Origin of the sequence: Ravibacter arvi (assembly GCF_039540405.1) — a bacterium.
Taxonomy (GTDB): domain Bacteria; phylum Bacteroidota; class Bacteroidia; order Cytophagales; family Spirosomataceae; genus Ravibacter; species Ravibacter arvi.
On the sequence record NZ_BAABEY010000029.1, the window covers coordinates 111798 to 131341 of the forward strand.

18 protein-coding genes are annotated in these 19544 nt (G+C 48.4%); 14 read left to right on the top strand and 4 right to left on the bottom strand.

Annotation, left to right across the window (positions count from 1 at the left end; genetic code table 11):
- Window positions 1–27: 27 nt before the first annotated feature.
- Window positions 28–1716, bottom strand: a complete 1689-nt coding sequence (locus ABD852_RS16635) for a tetratricopeptide repeat protein (protein WP_345030961.1) — start codon at window positions 1714–1716, stop codon at window positions 28–30.
- A 703-nt stretch (window positions 1717–2419) separates the two neighbouring features.
- On the opposite strand from ABD852_RS16635, the gene ABD852_RS16640 reads away from it, so the two are divergent.
- On the top strand, window positions 2420–3247 hold the full coding sequence (locus tag ABD852_RS16640) for a glycosyltransferase family 2 protein (protein WP_345031086.1): 828 nt from the start codon (window positions 2420–2422) through the stop codon (window positions 3245–3247).
- Window positions 3244–4839 carry a glycosyltransferase gene (locus ABD852_RS16645; RefSeq protein WP_345030962.1) on the top strand — a complete coding sequence of 532 codons (1596 nt, stop codon included), beginning with the start codon at window positions 3244–3246 and terminating at the stop codon, window positions 4837–4839. The genes ABD852_RS16640 and ABD852_RS16645 overlap by 4 nt, the downstream gene beginning before the upstream one ends.
- Here ABD852_RS16645 and ABD852_RS16650 read toward each other — a convergent pair.
- Together ABD852_RS16650 and ABD852_RS16655 are read right to left on the bottom strand one after the other, a co-directional pair.
- A complete protein-coding gene (locus tag ABD852_RS16650; protein ID WP_345030963.1) occupies window positions 4818–5645 on the bottom strand; it encodes a methyltransferase, TIGR04325 family in 828 nt (275 codons plus the stop codon). The two genes, ABD852_RS16645 and ABD852_RS16650, sit on opposite strands and share 22 nt — an antisense overlap.
- A gap of 79 nt (window positions 5646–5724) precedes the next feature.
- The gene (locus ABD852_RS16655; RefSeq protein ID WP_345030964.1) at window positions 5725–6714 is read right to left on the bottom strand and encodes a glycosyl transferase; all 990 of its coding nucleotides are present in this window, start codon (window positions 6712–6714) and stop codon (window positions 5725–5727) included.
- A 321-nt stretch (window positions 6715–7035) separates the two neighbouring features.
- On the opposite strand from ABD852_RS16655, the gene ABD852_RS16660 reads away from it, so the two are divergent.
- Together ABD852_RS16660 and ABD852_RS16665 are read left to right on the top strand one after the other, a co-directional pair.
- On the top strand, window positions 7036–7770 hold the full coding sequence (locus ABD852_RS16660; protein ID WP_345030965.1) for a YoaK family protein: 735 nt from the start codon (window positions 7036–7038) through the stop codon (window positions 7768–7770).
- A 100-nt stretch (window positions 7771–7870) separates the two neighbouring features.
- On the top strand, window positions 7871–8317 hold the full coding sequence (locus tag ABD852_RS16665) for an SRPBCC family protein (RefSeq protein ID WP_345030967.1): 447 nt from the start codon (window positions 7871–7873) through the stop codon (window positions 8315–8317).
- Window positions 8318–8339: 22 nt separating this feature from the next.
- Here ABD852_RS16665 and ABD852_RS16670 read toward each other — a convergent pair whose 3' ends face one another.
- Entirely contained in the window at window positions 8340–9317 is a 978-nt protein-coding gene (locus tag ABD852_RS16670) for a GlxA family transcriptional regulator (protein WP_345030969.1), read from the bottom strand.
- Window positions 9318–9459: 142 nt separating this feature from the next.
- Here ABD852_RS16670 and ABD852_RS16675 point away from each other — a divergent pair, with 142 nt between their 5' ends.
- The 10 genes from ABD852_RS16675 to ABD852_RS16720 all read left to right on the top strand — a co-directional run bounded on the left by ABD852_RS16675 (window position 9460) and on the right by ABD852_RS16720 (window position 19498).
- Window positions 9460–9882: an SRPBCC family protein gene (locus ABD852_RS16675; RefSeq protein WP_345030972.1), complete on the top strand. Its 423-nt coding sequence runs from the start codon at window positions 9460–9462 to the stop codon at window positions 9880–9882.
- A 24-nt stretch (window positions 9883–9906) separates the two neighbouring features.
- Window positions 9907–10299, top strand: a complete 393-nt coding sequence (locus tag ABD852_RS16680) for a DoxX family protein (protein WP_345030975.1) — start codon at window positions 9907–9909, stop codon at window positions 10297–10299.
- A 21-nt stretch (window positions 10300–10320) separates the two neighbouring features.
- Window positions 10321–10770, top strand: coding sequence for an SRPBCC family protein (locus ABD852_RS16685; RefSeq protein WP_345030976.1), 450 nt, complete (start codon window positions 10321–10323; stop codon window positions 10768–10770).
- 10 nt (window positions 10771–10780) lie between these two features.
- Complete coding sequence (locus tag ABD852_RS16690; RefSeq protein WP_345030978.1) at window positions 10781–11182, top strand: VOC family protein; 402 nt, start codon at window positions 10781–10783, stop codon at window positions 11180–11182.
- Between the two features lie 76 nt (window positions 11183–11258).
- The gene (locus tag ABD852_RS16695; protein WP_345030979.1) at window positions 11259–11657 is read left to right on the top strand and encodes a VOC family protein; all 399 of its coding nucleotides are present in this window, start codon (window positions 11259–11261) and stop codon (window positions 11655–11657) included.
- A 32-nt stretch (window positions 11658–11689) separates the two neighbouring features.
- Complete coding sequence (locus tag ABD852_RS16700; RefSeq protein ID WP_345030981.1) at window positions 11690–12970, top strand: RNA polymerase sigma factor; 1281 nt, start codon at window positions 11690–11692, stop codon at window positions 12968–12970.
- 90 nt (window positions 12971–13060) lie between these two features.
- Window positions 13061–13759: a dihydrofolate reductase family protein gene (locus ABD852_RS16705; protein WP_345030983.1), complete on the top strand. Its 699-nt coding sequence runs from the start codon at window positions 13061–13063 to the stop codon at window positions 13757–13759.
- A gap of 49 nt (window positions 13760–13808) precedes the next feature.
- Window positions 13809–14204 (top strand): YciI family protein, encoded by a 396-nt coding sequence (locus ABD852_RS16710; protein ID WP_345030985.1) that lies wholly within the window; start codon window positions 13809–13811, stop codon window positions 14202–14204.
- A 186-nt stretch (window positions 14205–14390) separates the two neighbouring features.
- Window positions 14391–15056, top strand: a complete 666-nt coding sequence (locus ABD852_RS16715; protein ID WP_345030986.1) for a ferredoxin reductase domain-containing protein — start codon at window positions 14391–14393, stop codon at window positions 15054–15056.
- Between the two features lie 548 nt (window positions 15057–15604).
- Window positions 15605–19498: a T9SS type A sorting domain-containing protein gene (locus ABD852_RS16720; protein ID WP_345030987.1), complete on the top strand. Its 3894-nt coding sequence runs from the start codon at window positions 15605–15607 to the stop codon at window positions 19496–19498.
- Window positions 19499–19544 lie beyond the last annotated feature (46 nt).

The window sequence follows — 19544 nt, forward strand, 5'->3', positions numbered from 1 at the left end:
TTTTCCCGGCCGCGAGGGCCGTCCGGATCACGTGTTTTTCATTATCTCCTCGAGCGGGGCATTATCCGATAACTCAAGTTTTTTACGGATGCGATGGCGCATTACCTGGATTGCATTGGGAGAAACCCCCAGCATTGCCGCCATCTCTTTGGTTGAAAGACTCAACCGGCCGAGCACAAAGTACCGTTGCTCGCCAAGTGAAAGTTCCGGGTATTTTTCCCTTATCCGCATGATAAAGCCGGGATAAGCCCTTTCAAACAACTGCTGAAAAGACAGCCAGTCGTCGTCGGTGAGAATGGTGCTCTGCATCAGCTCCTTAAAAATCAAATCTTTATTTTCCTGAGTACTCCGGCTTTGCAAATCTTCTATCAGCTTGTTTTTTTCCAGGATACTTTCAGTAAACCTGTTCAGCTTAAGCGCGGCTATTTCGAGATCCTGGGTTGCAGCCTGTAGTCTGAGGTCCTTGGCGAGTTGCCGTTTCTTCTGGATAAAAAAGGTAAGTGCCGTTATAGCGATCAGAATCAGCACCAGCATAACGAGGAAATTCCGCTCGGCTATTTTCCGTTGTCTTTCCAGGCCGAAAGCAGCTAGCTGCAGTTCCTGTGCCTGGAGATCCACTCTTTGCTGTGCCCTCAGCACTTTCAGCGCGCTGAACTTCTCGTGGTAACGGTTAATAGCTACTACCGATGAGTCCAGGTATTGCCGGGCACGTTCCGCGTCTCCGTTGGCGGCAAACCATTTATTCATTACCGGATACAAAAGCCGGAGCCTGTCGGGCTGCTCAGCCTTTGCGATATAATTCTCCGCCCTGGCAATAAAAACGGCGGCCAGCTTCATTTTTTTCTGGTGCCGGAAAATATCGGCGAGCAAAATGGAAGCCCCGGCGGCGCAGCCATAGTCGTTGGCCGCAACGGCCCCTTTAAAGTCTGCTTCCAGCAATGGTATGGCCAGGTCATACTGCCGCCGCAGGTATTGGCTCGCCCCAAGGTTGCCGGTCGCGATTCTTTTCCAGATGGCCGCCTCCGGGAAGGTCGTTTTCAGAACTTCCCTGAAAAAATAATCGGCGCTATCCAGCTGGTTTAGCTGCTGGTAACACAGCCCCAAGGTATTTTTCGCATCGTTGATCACCATCGTGGTAAATGAGGTTTCCGGTAATACCATCGCTTTTTTAAAATACTTTCCGGCCAGCTGGTAGTCCTGGAAAAAATAATAAGCCTGTCCTATCTGCATCAGGTCCCTCGCCATTTCCGGGTAATCGGCCGGCCTGGCAGATGCCAGTTCTTTGTCCAGCAACAGATACTGCTCGAAAGCCAGCTCATAGTTTTTTTCTATTTTCCAATAGAACTCAGCCAGCGCCCGCAACGAACGCGCCCTTAAAAAATCGAGGTTCTCCCGGGTCGCTGCTTCCAACTGGCCGGTCAGTTTACGGAGCGATATGTCTTTTGGCTGCTGCTGATAGAACGTATTCCAAAAAACCAGGAAAAAATCGACATTCAATTCGAGTCTCCTGTCCTTGTGATGACGGGCGAATTCTTTGATATGCCCGGCCTTCAAGGCCCGCTGCACAGAGTCCGGCGTCTCGATCAGGTCCCTGTACATATCGTGGATCCCGTAGACATTCTCCGCATAGGATTTGTGCAAAAGATGCTCATACTGAGCAGCCGCCGGGTTCGGCAACCCAAAAAACAGGAACAGGAAAAGCGTCAGGAGGCGCATGGAAACTCGTATCTAAGGAAGAGGGTGCAGAAAGGGTTTACGTCCTTCTGTCTGTTTAATGACGGTACAAATATAGGCGCATTACAGGAAATCAAGGGTCATGGCAATTACCGGGGTCGCCGGCGCAAGGCAGTTCCTTTTCGTAAAGCTACGGGCTGACCACTCAAATGTGAATCCATTTCAATTATTATAGCCCCCCTCAATGCTTTCAAAAGGGGCAGCTATGCCGCCGCCTTTGGTTGCAGACAGGACAAATTGTGCAAAATCCAAATAGTCGACGTATATGCAATATGGACTAACGTCGCACTGATTAAAAATATCGGCCCGGTACTGTCATTTTTTTGCATAAAGTATAAAATAAATTGATATTTGGTCTCCAAAGCTTGCTGCGGGTTAACCCTCCGGGCAGGAAGCGGACAAAAGAAACTCATCCTATAATATCACTTGTAGTTAATATGCAGATAGGAAACGCCCCTGAAGGCAATAGATGTCAACCGGTACACTATCCGCCTGACGCAATCTCGATCTACTAAGTCAGAAACTCTTCTAAAACAGGAATAGCAAATACCATGCTATCGGATCTAGTATTATCCCAAAAACACCGGCACGGTTCGTGGCAAAACATGCCGCCTTTTGTTCCTTTTTTTACCCAGGGCGCCAGATAGACCTTAATTTGATGGTATAACGACATTGGTTGGATAGTATGTTCAAACGCCCGGCTCTATCTCCGCTATCATCAGCGCCCAAGACGTCGCTGATCATATCCACCTACAACTGGCCCGAAGCCTTGCGCTGCTGTTTGCTCAGCGTGGCCAGGCAAAAAGTCCTCCCAGGCGAAGTGATAATTGCTGATGACGGATCGACCGGCGACACCCGCGCCATGCTTGAAGCGATAGAAAAAAACTTTCCTGTCCCCCTTATTCATATCTGGCATCAGGACGAAGGCTTCAGAAAAGCCCGGATACTCAATAAAGCCGCAGCAAGCAGCACGGGAGAATACATCATTCAGATCGACGGCGATGTGATTCTGAACAGGTATTTCGTCCGGGATCACCTGGCGGCAGCTGAAAAAGGTGCATTTATACGCGGCACCCGGGCTATGTTGACCCCGGCCAGGAGTACAAAAGTACTCTTATCCGGGGAAACCGGGATCCACGCTTTTTCAAATGGTGTATATAATCGGCTGAATGCGATGCGTATACCTGTACTACGGTTCTTCGGCCAACGCAGGGAAATGAATTCCCGAAGTGTAAGAGGGAGCAATATGGCCTTTTGGAAATCAGATTTTATCCTGGTCAACGGTTACAACAACGAACTGCAAGGCTGGGGGCATGAAGATGAAGAGCTCGCCGCCCGCTTCATCAACAATGGAATTATCAAAAAAATCGTAAAACTTTCAGCGGTCCAGTTCCACTTGCATCATTTTGAAAGACCAAGGGATAACGAACCCTCTCATACGGCATTATTGCGCAATGTCCGACTAAATAACATTAAAACTTGTCCCAACGGCTATAACCCTCACACTTTATGAGTACTCCTGTCAGTATCGCCCTTATCATTTCCACCTATAACTGGCCCGAAGCTCTTGAACTATGCCTCCGCAGTGTAGCGCACCAGTCTGTTCTTCCGGATGAGGTGATTATAGCCGATGACGGGTCCGACGAACGGACTGCGCGGGTAATTGATCGGATGCGACCACACCTCCCTGTCCCGCTTGTTCATATCTGGCAGCCGGACGACGGCTTCCGGCTGGGAAAAATCAGGAATAAGGCTATCGCCGCGGCTTCCAAGTCCTATATCATCCAGATCGACGGTGACCTGATCCTGCACAGGCACTTCGTCAGTGACCATATCAGGCTAAGCGAGCCCGGTACTTTCGTGACCGGAAGCAGGGTAATATTATTAAAAAGCGTGACCGAAAAATTACTGGCCGGAGAAAAAAAACGGGTCTACCTCCTTGAAAACGGTATAAAAAATCGTTTAAACGGACTGCACGCCAGCTGGATGATGCAGTTTCTGGCCACCCGTTATAAAGCTGATTGTATCCGCAAGCTACGCGGATGCAATATGGCCTTCTGGAGGGAAGACCTGGTCCGGGTGAACGGCTATAATGAAGCCTTCGGCTATTGGGGAAGGGAAGACAATGAAATTGCGGCAAGGCTTCTTAACATAGGAATCAGGAAACGCATGTTGAAATTCGGCGGCATTGTTTTTCATCTCTATCATAATGAACAAAGCAGGGCGGGATACGAAGAAAATGAAAAACTGCTGACCCATACCATAACCCGTAAGCTGACCCGCTGCGAGCAGGGGCTAGACCAGTACGGCGACCTTGTTTGTGATAACCAGCCGTTGATATCGATCATTATGGTGACCAGGAACGCGGCGCATTATCTGCAGCGATGCCTGGATAGTATCTTCCGTCAGCAATATTCCAGCCTGGAGCTGATTGTCATGGACGGCGCGAGTACCGACGGCACAATTGCTATCCTGGAAGCCAATGCGGCAAGAATAAGCTACTGGAAAAGCGAAAAGGATCTGGGAATCTATGATGCCATGAACAAGGCGATCGGCCGTGCAAGCGGCAACTGGGTATATTTCATCGGCGCTGACGACCAGCTAAGCGCTGATTTTTCAAAATTTGCCACTGAATTAAAAGACAATAAGAAGATCTACTACGGTAGCGTCTGGAAGAATGATAAAAAATACCTGGGGCACCTCTCTGCCTACCATCAGGCCAAAACAGGAATTAACCATCAGGCCATCGTGTACCCGATGGCGGTATTCCGGAAATACCGGTATGATCTCGCCTATGCCATCTCCGCTGATCACGTACTGAACATGTGGTGCTGGAAAGATCCGGAGTTCGCCTTTGAATTCCGGGATTACGTTATCGCCACCTTTAACACAACCGGGATCTCTTCGTTAAGTAAGGACGTTTTGTTCGAACAGCAAAAAGCCAGGCTTATCCACCGGCACTACGGAGTCGTGATCTGGTTGCGTTTCCTGTTCAAGTGCTTGAAGGAAAATCTGCGATCGTCGAAGCTTTTTCCGAAACGGGCTGGCTCCCCTGTTGTTTATTGGAAGGATCAGGACCGCTATTACGAAGCCAATCCCGGTTGATCCGTAATGTCCTTTTTTGTCAGATAAAAGCCCTTGGCATAGGCAACCGGTTCCCGGTCAATCTCGAGGACCGATTCGCCGGGCACATAGCTGCTAAACTCCCCGCCTGTAATATAGTTGGCCTGGAAATGGCGGAGAAAGCCTTCTTCATTGAAGAACCAGGAGGGATAGGAGGCTTCATAGACGGAGGGCCATACATTCTGGACGGTAATGCGGTCACGGTCCCCGTTGACAAAAAACGTGCGGTCGAAAATAATATGCCTGAATCCATAGGCCGCCAGTTTTTCAAGGAATGCGTGAGGTTCCGGCAGAAATTGCACCACGCTGGAAAGAATTGCCAGATCTACCGGGCCATGGGCCAGGCAATCCTCTATAGAGTAGTGGAATTTTAACACTTCATCCTCAAAAAATAACCTACCGCAGTCGATGTAGTGCGCTTGTTCCACGATGTTCCAGCCCGAACACAGGTCCGGTGACAGAAATTCCCGTATCTGGAAATAGGTGCTGCCCAGCGAGCCTCCGAAATCCAGGATATTCAACGGTGTCCTTTTTTGTTTCGCGCTGTGCAGCAAATAGGTGATCAGTGGGAAGGGATACATTTTTTTCTCAAACAGCACAGAATCCCTTTCATAAACCGCCTCCCCCGACTTCACCTTCAGCAAAGCCGCCTTCGTTTTTTCAAGGATGTTATGTTTGTCATAACCATCCGAAACCCGGACAGCTTCCTGCCAGGTCGGGTAATTGCCGAACCATCCGTAAGCCGGCCGGGAGGACTTTTTCTTAAATAAGCGAATTGCCATTTTCATTAATTATCCGGTTTGATACGGCCGTTTTTTACATTCCGTTCCCGATTACAGACCGGTTGTTGTATATATCAAAAGACTGCTACTGGCTGATTTTTTTTCTCCTGTAATAATTTTTATAGTACCCCTTTAACCGGAAAGCCAGCTTCCGGCCAAGCTTTTCACTCAGCCAGTCCAGGGGATACAGCGGCTCATGGAATGTAACAGACGGACCGGTCTGCAGGATTTTTTTTTCGGCCGTTTCAAGCGCTTTCACATAGGGTCTGTATACCAGGTCAACCACTTGCTTTTTAATCGCATACCATTCTGAGGTAAGGCGAAAAGTATCTCCTGTACAATACCGGAAGTCATGGAAATGGTAGAAGACCAGCCGCTGCGATTGATGGAGTTGTTTTACCCGCACGCCGTCTCCGGCCTTTTCAAAACGGTACTCCCGGTTGTTCCAGGGCGCTACACCGCCCCCGATATTTTTCAGTACATGGACGCCTTCGAATCTTTCCGGCCAATCATCCAGGTATTTCTGGTCGCCAAACTTACCGTCTTCTATGCGGCTGTAACACCAGTCTACACAAGCTTTTCGCCACCAGTCCAGGACGGTAAGGCCCGCAGGGGTGTTTCTGAAAGTCATAAATTGCACACAATAAATTCCGCACAGCGCGGACTGGTCATACCGGGCACTATACCGGTGTTCCGTAATCAGCACTGAGTTGTCGCCCATTTCATCTGTAAGTACTTTCGGATCGGCAAAGAACAACAGGTCCGCATCCAGGTAGGTGCAATGGTCAAGTGCGTAAGTCTGGATACAGTACCATATGACCCAGGAGGTGCAGGTCCAGCAGTATTCTCCTGTGGTACGGTCATCTTTTACGGCCAGCAATTCTTCCCGCTCAAAACTTTCCAGGGAAATAATGGTTGCATTGGCGAGAAAAAGGTTTTGCAATGTCTTAAAACACGGCTCGTCGAAGGCAACGATAAAAAGATGCGAATCCCTGGCTGAAAAAACCAGTGACTCGTACATGGCAAGTCCCCGCGAAAGGTACCCGGAGTTGAAAAGTGTACAGAAATATTGCATATCTACTGATAGACCACATTAGTCATCTATCTTTTGAGGAGTGTTTAAAAAAGCATATTTTTAAACAACAAAGTTAAAAAATATTGCAGATTGAAAATCACCCGACGCTGTAAATGCCGCGGCCGACGGGACACATTTCCGCGGGTGACCGGAGCAGCGGGAGCTATTACTGCAGACGCCGGGCCTCTTGCCAATCCTCGAATTTGAGAAACTGATCAATCACCTGGAGAGAACAATAGATTAGACAAGAATTGTTTTGTATTTTAGGCCGGATTCGGCACGGCGTCAAAAAGGAAACGTTTCCGCGCCTTTTAAGAGAAAATGTTCAGACATAAGGGCAAAAGCAGGACATTAAAACACAATATAGGAATAGCGGCACTGCTGTCCTTTGTCGCGGGAACTGTGAATGTAGTCGGTTTTTTATCCGTTCAGAAATTAACGACGAACGTAACCGGGCATTTCGCGTTTATGGTGGAAGAAGCCGTTCGCACCAACTGGGCACAGGCGGTGTTTTATGCCATGTATATCCTTTCGTTTTTTACAGGAGCGTTCTTCTCCAGTTTTGTGGTCGAAACCGTCCACCGGCTGACAGACAAGCATATTTTCATCATCCCGGTGCTTTCAGAAGCCTTCATATTGCTCTTTGCTGCGTTTCTGGATTACGACTTCATCCTTGCCAACCCGAATTTCATTGCCTGTACGTTGCTGTTTGCTATGGGGCTCCAAAACGCCCTGGTAACCTCAATCTCCAATTCAATCGTTCGAACCACCCACCTGACGGGGTTGTTTACCGATCTGGGCATTGAGCTGGCCCAGCTTTTCTTCTACCGGACAGGGCCCCAAAAGACAAAGCTGCTTTCTTCCATCCGGTTAAGATTTACCATCATTATTGCTTTCTTTACAGGGGGCGTAGCAGCCGGCGCCGCATACATGAATTACCAGATCCGGATTTTGGCCGTAGCAGCCCTTATCCTGTTAACCGGTATTGTAATCGATTATTTCAAAGTCGGCGTAAGACTGGCCCGGATCGAACGGGGCCGGCACCAGAAGCTGTAAGCTTGTCCGGATCAACCCGTAAGAATGTCTGTATTCCCCCCTGTGTGTCTGCATTTCAGACCTTAACTTTGCTGCATGTTCAACTAATGGAAAAACGATTATGGCAGCTATCTTGCACAGGGTTGGAATCAAATCGTCGTCAATCGATGATGTTTACCGGGCGCTTACCACCCGCGAGGGTCTTGCCGGCTGGTGGACGCGCAATACACAGGGAGAAGGCAACCGCAAAGGAGGCATACTGGAGTTTCGTTTCGGCGCAGGCGGCTTCGATATGAAAGTTACGGAACTTGAACCGGCCACCGCCGTGACCTGGGAAGTAATCGAAGGGCCGGAAGAATGGGTGGGAACCCGCATCAACTGGAAGCTACGGCAGGAAGGCGACTACGTTATCGTTCTTTTCGAGCATCTGGACTGGAAAGAGCCGATTGAGTTCATGTACCACTGCAGCACCAAGTGGGCCATTTTCCTGATGAGCCTCAAATCGCTTGTTGAAACCGGCAAAGGCGCCCCCGACCCGGATGACACCAAAATAGACAACTGGAATTGAGCGCCCCAGAAGCCGGAAAGGCTTACACCTCATTCACTACCCTGGCAAACTTATTCCTGTATTCAATAGGCGTCAGGCCGGTAATCTTTTTAAAGATATCTCTGAACGCCTTGGTGTCGGTGTAGCCGACGTCAAACATAATTTCGGTTACATTTCTTCTCGAAGCCTCGAAAATCTTCTTGGCCGCCTCTATCCGCACTCTTTGTATATATTCTATGGGTGTATTATTGGTAGCCTCCTTGAATTTCCTCTCAAATGTTCTGCGGCCTGCGTGGATCAGCTTTGCCAAAGTTTCTATTGATATTTTGTCGCAGTAGTTCGCTTCAATATAATCCTGTACTTTTTGAATACCTTCATCGCCATGATTCCGCTGGCCTTTGAATATTGCAAACTGGGATTGACTGTCCCGGCCGATGTCCAGTGCAAAATATTTTGAGATCATAATAGCCGTTTCCCGGTCCGAAAACTTCTCTACCAGGTACAGTATCAGGTTCCACAAGCTGCTCGCTCCCCCACTGCTGTAAATATTATCGTGCTCGGTTATGATCGCGCCGTCTTCCACTTTCACATCGGGGTATCTCTCCTTGAACTCGTTGATATAAGCCCAGTGGGTGGAGCACTTCTTACCGTTGAGCAGGCCTGTTTCGGCAAGCAGAAAAGCGCCGATGCACAGGCTGGCAAGGCTAGCGCCTTTTTCATGCAGCTTCTTGAAATAAGGGATCGCCTCGGCATTGGCTTGAATCCCCCTGGCGGTATCGCCAAAGGTAGGCGGTATGATCAGTAAATCGGTCGTAACCAAATCTTTGAGCAGCCGGTCTGTCTTGATGGTGTATTCGCCATTGTTAGCGGGCACGAATTGCTTCAGCCCTACATACTCCACTTCAAAAACAGGCTTCTTGCCAAACGTGGTTAAAAACTCATTGGCAGTATGAAAGGTTCTAAAAGGCGGCGTAACAGCCTCAATTACGCCATATTCAGGCACAAAGACAGAAATCTGCATATTAAACAGCGATATGAGGCAACAAGTTAAAAAATAGCTTTGTCATAATCCACCCCTAAGAATGTCATTTTCACAACCGCTGCAATTCTGTACCCCGCCGTAATTTTGAATCGTAAAATTTAATGAACAAAACGAACCGGCAATGAAGCAAGCAACAAGAATTACGGTAGAAGCCACTGCAAATGCTCCCGTATCAAACGTTTGGAAAACCTGGAATACCCCTGCAGACATTATGCAATGGAACAGCCCGGACCCAAGCTGGCATAGCCCCAGCAGTGAAAATGATCTCAGAACAGGCGGTAAATTCAAGAACAGGATGGAAGCCCGGGACGGCAGCTACGGTTTTGACTTCGAAGGCACTTATGACCGGGTAGAGCTCCATAAAGAAATTTCGTATATCATGCCTGATGGGAGAAAGGCTATTACGTTGTTTACCCCGGAGGACAACCGGACCCATATTGCCACCACCTTTGACGCTGAAACCGAAAATGACCCTGAATTTCAGAAACAAGGATGGCAGGCGATCCTGGACAACTTTGTAAAATATGTTGAATCAACCAATTAACCGGACACTTAATCGTTTACTAACGTGAAGAAGAACAAGATCATCTTTTGGGTGGCAACCGTCATTATCGCCCTTTGGGAGGGCGTGATGCCGGTAAGCACGCTGCTCTTCAACCCGGAATATGCCTACATAGGCACCAGGCCGCTGGGTTACCCTGATTATTTTGCCCAGGCGCTTATCGTCGCTAAGGCGCTCGGTGTAGTGGCTATTTGCTACCCCGGCACACCAGGCAGACTCAGGGAATGGGCCTATGCGGGACTCAGTTTTACGCTAATCTTCGCATTCATCAGTCATGCCTGCGTTGATCAGAATCTCAGTTATATGCTGCTGCCCCTGATCGTGTTGGGCATCCTGACTGTTTCCTACGTTTACGGCCGCAAAATCCGCACAAACGTCCTTAATCAACCAAATATCTGACCACAAACTAAGTTCATTACTATGGAAAACAATTCGGTTTCACTGCATCGGGTCATTAAAGCAAACCCGGAAAAAGTATTTCGGGCATTCGCAGACCCGCGGGCGCACGCAACGTGGCTACCTCCTTATGGATTCATATGTACCGTCCAGGAGATGGATTTTAGAGTAGGCGGAAAATACCACATGACTTTTATCAATTTCAGCACCGGCCACGGGCATTCCTTCGGCGGATCGTACCTGGAGATTAAACCCAATGAATTGATCCGGTACACCGACAAGTTCGATGACCCCAATTTACCCGGGGAAATGACGACCACCATAACGTTGAAAAAAGTTTCATGCGGCACTGAGCTTACCGCCGTACAGGAAGGGATCCCGGCAGTTATCCCCACTGAAATGTGCTATCTCGGCTGGCAGGAGTCTTTGGAAAAACTTATCAAACTGGTAGAGCCTGAAATCCCGGACGCATAACTTACCCGTCATGAATGACCCCAATCGTGGCAAATTGGTGAGCGCGATCTTCATTACTTTTTCAGGTAATTGCAGGAAAGCGCTCACCTATTACCAGACCTGTTTTGGCGGCGTCCTGCAATTTGAAACTTTTGAAAAAGAGCTGGACGGATACAGGGAATCACCGGTTGTAAGTGGATCGCTGGTTTCGGAGTACATTACCATCCATGGCTCCGACCTGGTACCCAATGAAGGCAGAACGCTCGGCAATTATCTGTCAATTTTCCTACATTGTAGAAATAGCCGGGACAGGCACGCACTTATTGAAAAACTGAGTTTTAAGCGGCCGCTATCCTTTGCGGGCCATGACGAAGCATCAAAACTGGTTGAAGTAACCGATGCCTTTGACGTCCGCTGGGTATTGAGCGTCTAGCCAACGATACCAAAATACTGATCTGCTACTCCCGGAGGGTAGCGGATTTTTTCAATTAAAGAAAAAACGAGCTCATATGGAAAACCAAATCACCACATTCCTTACCTTCCAGGAGAACAATGCCGAGGAAGCCATGAATTTTTACGTCGGGTTATTTGACAATTCAAGGATAAACGAAGTAAAACGATACGGGAAGGATGGCCCGGCGAAAGAAGGTACGGTTATGATCGCCAGGTTCGAGCTGAACGGGCGACCCTTTATTTGCAGCGATAGCTACGTGAGGCACGCCTGGACTTTTTCGCCGGCAATTTCATTGTACGTCTCCTGCCGGACAGACGAAGAACTTGAAAACCTGTTCAGGCAACTGTCCGAAAACGGGAAAGTCTATATGCCGCTCGATCACTACGGATTCAGCCGGAAGTTTGGCTGGGTGGAGGACCGGTTTGGCGTTTCATGGCAGCTTGACCTCCAATAATCCGCGGGAACAGGCGCCAGAAATTTGTGGTTATGAAATCAGATCAACCTATCCATTCTCCGGGGCAGATTTCCAGGGTCGTAAACGAGATCTATCGCCATGAGTCCCGCGCGATATTTGCCACGCTGATCCGTCTGCTTGGAGATTTTGATCTGGCCGAAGACGCGATGCACGACGCCTTTAAGGCAGCGCTTGAGCAATGGGGCGAAAAGGGTGTTCCGTCAAATCCCAGGGCGTGGCTTATTTCCACCGGTCGGCATAAGGCAATTGACCGTACCCGGCGCGAAGCAAAACTCGCCCCCTTGCAGGAGGAGCCAACCAGGCAAATGATGGCCGAAAATACGGATCCGTCCTCGCTGGTTGACAAAACGATTGAAGACGATGTGCTTCGGCTGATCTTTACCTGCTGCCACCCGTTGCTGCCGCCCGATGCACGTACTGCTATGACACTGCGGGAAGTCTGCGACCTGACTACCGAAGCTATTGCCAGCGCATTTCTTGTTACGCCCGCAACTACGGCCCAGCGGATTGTCCGCGCAAAAGCCAAAATCCGCGAGGCGAAAATACCGTTTGAAGTACCGTCCGAGCATGAGCTGCCGGACCGGTTAGAAGCCGTACTCCAGGTGATTTACCTCGTATTCAACGAAGGTTACTACGCTTCATCCGGCATTTCGGCCACCCGGGTTGACCTTTCAGGCGAAGCGATCCGGCTCGGGCGCCTGCTTTATGCATTACTGCCCGATCCGGAGGTTACAGGGTTACTCGCCCTCATGCTGCTCCACGAATCCCGCCGGGGTGCACGGATCTCACCTGAAGGAGATCTTATTCTCCTCGAAAATCAGGATCGGTCGATTTGGGACCGCGCTATGATCGAGGAAGGACTGGCGCTGGTGGAGCAGGCGTTTTCCTTCAAACCACAGGGCCCTTATACGCTGCAGGCGGCCATCGCAGCCCTGCATGCCGGCGCAGCGCGCCCCGGCGATACAGATTGGGCACAAATCGCCGGATTATACAGCCTCCTGTTGCGCATAAACCCCTCCCCGGTTGTTGAATTGAACCGGGCAGTTGCCATCGCCATGCACAAAGGTCCTGAGGCCGGGTTACAGCAGATTGACGCTATTCTTGAACGCGGTGACCTCACCCGATATCACCTGGCGCATTCTGCCCGGGCCGAACTCTATCAGAAGACGGGGCGAACAGACGATGCACGCGCCTCATGGACGCTCGCCCTTACGCTGGCACAACAAGGCCCGGAACGCCGTTTTATTGAACAAAAGCTCCGCGAGCTGGGAACCTCGCATCCGAAATTGTAAAAAAAACAGGTCTGCCTGTCGATTGAGTGATCTTCCATTCGACTACCAGTAGAAACACCAAAATCAAATCACCAAAAACAAAAGCGGATTATGGCTGAAAACAAAAAGGACGGCGGAGACGCCGGTCAGGGTGCAGGCACACGGGTCCGGGTGGAAAGTTTTACCATCTCACTTGACGGCTACGGGGCAGGGACTGACCAAAGCCTGGATTCCCCCCTGGGCATCGGCGGGGAATCCCTGCACGAATGGGTCACCTCTACCCGTTCGTGGCGGCAGATGCATGAACAGGCAGGCGGATCGGAGGGCGTCGATAACGATTTTGCAATGCGCGGAAATGAAAACATCGGCGCCTGGATCATCGGCAGAAACATGTTCGGGCCGGTGCGCGGCCCGTGGCCGGATGAGCGCTGGAAGGGCTGGTGGGGGGACAATCCCCCGTACCACGTCCCGGTTTACGTGCTGACGCATTACGCGCGGCCACCCCTGGAAATGGAAGGCGGGACGACCTTTTACTTTGTTACGGAAGGCATCCATGCAGCACTCGACAGGGCCAGGGAAGCCGCCATCGGGAAAGACATCCGGATAGGCGGCGGGGCCGACACGATACAACAGTACCTCCGCGAAGGACTGATTGATGAGCTTCACATAGCGATTGCCCCTACCCTGCTGGGTAAAGGTGAAGGACTTTTCGGCAAAGTCGACTGGCACAAGGCCGGTTACGAATGCACCAGGTTCGGAGCTTCAGAAAAAGCCATGCACATTATTCTCCAACGCAAACCCGATGCCTGACGGCCTACCGGCACCAGGCGGTCAAATTAAACACCAAACGAAAATCACCATGAAATATATTTGTCTGGGTTACATGAATGAAAAGATCTGGGAAACCATGTCCGAAAGCGAGCAGCACACCTTTATGGACGAATGTTTTGCTTACGACGAGGAGCTGAGAAATAAAGGCCACTTCACCGGAGGCGAAGGGTTGCAGGAGGCCCGTAATGCTGCCACATTGCGGTGGCGCGAAGGCAAGGTCTCGGTGACCGACGGACCTTTTGCCGAAACCAAAGAACAGATCGGCGGCATCATGATACTGGAGGCCACGGACCTGAATCACGCCATCCGGCTGATGTCCGGGCACCCCTCTCTAAGGTTAGGGCATGAGAACAGCAGCTGGGAAATCCGGCCGGCGCTCGACATGACGACGTTTACGGAAGAAAGCAGGCAGCGACGGTCATAATTTTATAAGCGGAGTCTGCTTCAGGTCAATGGCCGGTTCCTCAACGGCCATTGACCATCCCATACCGTTGGCGTGGCTATGGTGGTTTTAGTGCAGCTAAAATTCCGGGCAAACGATGGTTTTGTGTATATTCGATACCGGGGTCATTTTCCAGAACCGAAGTCTGCAACTATCAAATTTACACCAATGGAAGAGAAGCATATTGTCAAGATCTTATCTGTTGAACCTGTTACACATGATGTAAAGAGGTTCCGGGTCGAAAAACCGGAAGGCTATACCTTTATACCGGGGCAGGCCACCGAGATTACCATCAACAAGGAAGGCTGGCTGGATGAGCGCAACCCTTTCACTTTTACCTCGCTGAATGAATGGGATTTTGTTGAGTTCACCATCAAGATCTATAACGAACACAAGGGCGTCACCCAACAGCTGGGCTTATTGCAACCGGGCGACGAACTTATACTACATGACGTATGGGGCGCCATCCAGTACAAAGGTGAAGGGAACTTCATAGCCGGAGGCGCCGGTGTCACACCCTTTATTGCCATTTTCCGGCAACTGTACAAGGACGGGAAAGTGGGCAGCAACAAGCTGTTCTGCTCCAACAAAACGGTAGCCGATATCATATTGAAAGATGAATTCGAAAAGATATTGGGAGGAAATTTCATCAATACCATTACCAGCGAAGAAACTGCTGCATACGACCATCGTATCATTGATGAAACCTACCTGAAGGATAATATCCAGGATTTCTCCCGGGACTTTTACGTGTGCGGACCGCCGCCTATGATCGAGTCCGTACAGCAGGCGATAGAAAACCTGGGCGGGTCATCGGTTATTGTTGAATTGTGAAGCAGGGAGGGGAGATTTTCGAAAGACAATACCAATTTCAAGTTGGCGTTATGGTACTTCCTATTTTTCTTCCCATCCCTACGAAAAAGCTACCGAGGCGCATAAAAAGCACTTAATACACAATTATTCAGCCACCTATTCGAATAAATACTACACACATTTTAGATATTTTTGAGACCCTCTCAATGCTCATATTTTCATTCTCAATTTATACATTGACTCTTCTGGCAAGATGAGTTTTAATCCGATGCCTGATATCGACCTGCCTTTTCATTCCCAACACATATCGCAAAAAAATCATTTTTAACAAAATTTCAAGTTTGCATTTCTTTGACTATTATTGCGATAAAAACCAACCCCAACCTATCAAAAAATATTGACGTTACAAAAAAGTAAGCACACTCTACTATACTGAACCCGGCTTAGTTTCGTCGACGTTCAGCAATACTATTTCATAGTAAATAGAAATATTGTTCTTTAAAACCCTCACAAATCACATACCTTGTACTGCATTTATATATTCTCCCATACATCTAATACTTATTTTTATGAAAAAAAAGCCGTTTACTACTTCTATTTTAATTGACACGTCATCAAAACTTCCGTCTCATTATTCAAAAATAAAATCTAGAATATTATGGTCGATTTTTCTCCTGTACTCTCTTCTCCTTACTTCGGTAAACGATGCTCTGGCACAAAACAGAAGATATCTTGCACTTGTACTTGGAAATGACTCCAAGGCAGAAAATTTAGACCAGATTCAGAACGCTCACGATGCCGGCTTTAATTGTGTAATAATTGGAGTACATTGGACTTATATTCATGGCTTTCACTCCACTCAATATCCTGGTATTTCGGGCTGGACGCAATATGACAATCAGATTGCGAAGGCTCGATCTTTAGGTATGAAAATAGGCATCAAGGTCAACGTGAATACCGGATGTCCAAGGCAACACGACCCAAGCATGTTCCAAAATACGTGTGATGGATGGCTCGCCAGTGAGAGAATGTTTGGTGCGAAAATAGACGGGAGCGACCCTTTGTATGTATACCAAGTGGCAGCGGGGCCAACAGAAGCAGATCCTGAAATTCATGTTGATGCGGTAATGACATCCCTTGCGGCAAATTCAACCATTCAGAGAATTCAAAATTTTGCGACAGAAGTATTCACTAGATATAGCTATCTGACCGGAACAAACGAACTTCTTTTTGCAAATCTACGCTACAACAGCAGCGGAGAGATTGGGTTCGATACTCAAACGACCAAGCTGGCGACAACGGACGTTCTATATGATTACTCCGAGCCAATGATTGCGGGGTTCAGAACTTGGCTACAACAGCGATACTGTTCAATAACCGATTTAAATAACTCCTGGGGATCAAGCTATGGCGGCTTTGCGCAAATTTCTCCCAAGAGACCCGCAGGCAGTTTTCAAAGCGCTTTTCAAGGAAACGACGGACGTGACTGGTTTCGATACAGGACTCAGGTACTTAAGAACACCAACGATACTTTTATTAATGCTGTAAAAAGCGTGGACAACAAAATAAAAGTGGTCTCCGACTACGGATCCGTTTTTGATTTTTTAACAGTTCAAAGAGGCACATTTGATTTCCCGACTATTGAAGCCAATTCAGACGGCATAAAAATCAATACTTCAAATGCACAGGACCATCGGTTTGCCATGGATCTGGCCAGGAGCAATATGCCCGGAAAACTTGTCATGAACGAATTGGAATTTAGCGGGAACGATAATGCCGTAATCAACCAAATTAAAGAATGTTTCAATTATGGTGCGGACCTTGTCGCTTTTTTTAAACTTGCCGAGTATCTGCAAGCACACTCCGTCTCAGAGCTTCAAACCATAGCGAACGATTTTATTAATGGATCAAATGGCAATGTCCCTGTAATTACACCCACCCAGAATGCTACCTTCACCCTGTCAAGCATGGTTGACAATGGCGGCTGTAACACCACAGACCGAGACCTCACCGCTTCCGATTGCGACGCCTATCAAAACTGGCGCAGCGCTCATAATATCGCGAATGGCCCGGTGCAATTAACAATGATCAATGACATTACTGCTTCATTGTGTGCAACTCCATGTAGTCAGACAATAAACATTACTTCCACCACTACAAATCCCTCGGCCGGTTCGAATTTTACACTCACGGCCTCGTGTTCAGGAGGAGATTGCTCAGGTATTACTTATACATGGAGTGGCAACAGCATCAACGGAACCGGAACTTCCAAGACCATAACAGCGCCCAATACTGCCGGCAACTACACATACACAGTTACAGCTTCCAAAAATGGCTGCACAAATAAAGTAGCAAATATTACGATAGGTGTGCCGCCTCCTACTCCCACCGGTTGTTATGCCCTCCGCCTCAAAATAAATAACAAGTACCTTACGCGGCAGAATTCAGTCTTGAAGGTACAGAACTTATCCGGAGGACAACCTTCTCAAAGTCAAATCTGGAAAATTGAAGAGGTTGGTTCCTATGTTAAGGTAAGCACTACTGATGGCAGCAATCTTTCACTAGGAGTTTTAAATGCAGGTCAGGCCGATTATGACGAGGTAGTGCTTCAGTCATATACAGGAGGAGACCACCAACAATGGGGCAAATTGCTAGTCAATGATGGAGAAACGGGAGAGAGATTTGGCTTCCAGCGCAAAAACGCACAATTTATCATTTCGAGCAGGAGAAACTGGGGCGACGGTATTGCAGATGCAAATACAGATATTCAACTGGCACCTATATCAGAACTGAATACGCATGGAGCAAGCAAATGGTTCCTGGAATCGAAAACATGTCCAAGTGATCCGTGTACCCAGACGATAAACATTAGTTCCACCACTACAAATCCCTCGGCCGGTTCCAACTTTACACTCTCGGCCTCGTGCTCAGGAGGCGATTGCTCAGGTATTACCTACACATGGAGTGGCAATGGTATCAGCGGAACCGGAACTTCCAAGACCATAACAGCGCCCAATACTGCCGGCAACTACACATACACAGTTACAGCTTCAAAAAATGGCTGCACAAATAAAGTAGCAAATATTACGATAGGTGTGCCGCCTCCTACACCCACCGGTTGCTATGCCCTCCGCCTCAAAATAAATAACAAATACCTTACCCGGCAGAATTCAGTATTAAAAGTACAGAACTTATCCGGAGGACAACCTTCTCAAAGTCAAATCTGGAAACTTGAAGAGGTTGGCTCCTATGTTAAGGTAAGCACAACTGACGGTAGCAATCTTTCCTTAGGGGTTTTGAATGGAGGTCAGGCCGATTATGACGAAGTTGTACTTCAGTCATATACCGGAGGAGACCACCAACAATGGAGTAAATTACTGGTTAATGACGGAGAAACGGGTGAGAGATTTGGCTTCCAGCGCAAAAACGCACAATTTATCATTTCGAGCAGGAGAAACTGGGGCGACGGCATTGCAGATGCCAATACGGATATTCAACTGGCACCCATATCCGAACTGAATACGCATGGAGCAAGCAAATGGTTCCTGGAATCGAAAACATGTCCAAGTGATCCGTGTACCCAGACGATCAATGTAACTTCCACCACTACGAATCCCTCGGCCGGTTCCAACTTTACACTCACGGCCTCGTGCTCAGGCGGAGACTGTTCGGGAATTACTTATACATGGAGCGGCAACGGTATCAGCGGAACCGGAACTTCCAAAACCATAACAGCGCCCAATACAGCTGGCAATTATACTTACACAGTTACGGCTTCGAAAAGTGGCTGCACAAATAAAGTGGTGAATTATCCTGTGGGAGTGGTAAATAACAATACAGTCAATTGCTCAAGCTTATCCGGTGATTTAAATGGCATGAACTGTAACGGAGGTATTGAGGGCTGGATTTACGATTCAAGTCAGCCGAACCTTACCTTAACCGTCGACCTTTACGAGGGAACAAATTTACTGGTTGGAAATGTGTCCGCAGGAACCTTCAGGCAGGATTTGCTAAACAATGGGATTGGCAATGGTTATCATGCATTTGGATTTCCCGTACCGACTTCATTAAAAAACGGACAGCCGCATACCCTAGATGTGAAAGTCACTGGATGCCCCAATTACACTTTATCCAATTCTCCGATGACAATTACCTGCAGCCCCAATGCAAGAACGCGAACAGAAATTGATCTGGACAAGACGGTTGACTCCGTAGATGATATTGTCGTTTCACCGAATCCTAATTCTGGGGAATTTGTGGTAACTTATTCTGTAAGAAAGGGAAAAGCAGTAACGCTATCAGTCGTTGATATGCAGGGAACGCAGTTGTTCACCAAACGGATAGTTGCTGAAGGCAGGCACAAGGATAAAATCGCCCTACCTAGTCATACCTCAGGTGTGTTCTTAGTACAACTGTATGATGGTTACATTTGGACCAGGAAGAAAATAGTTGTGGCAAAATAAGATCGTGGAGGGGCTGTACCTATAGGAGACAGCTCCTCCTTCATTA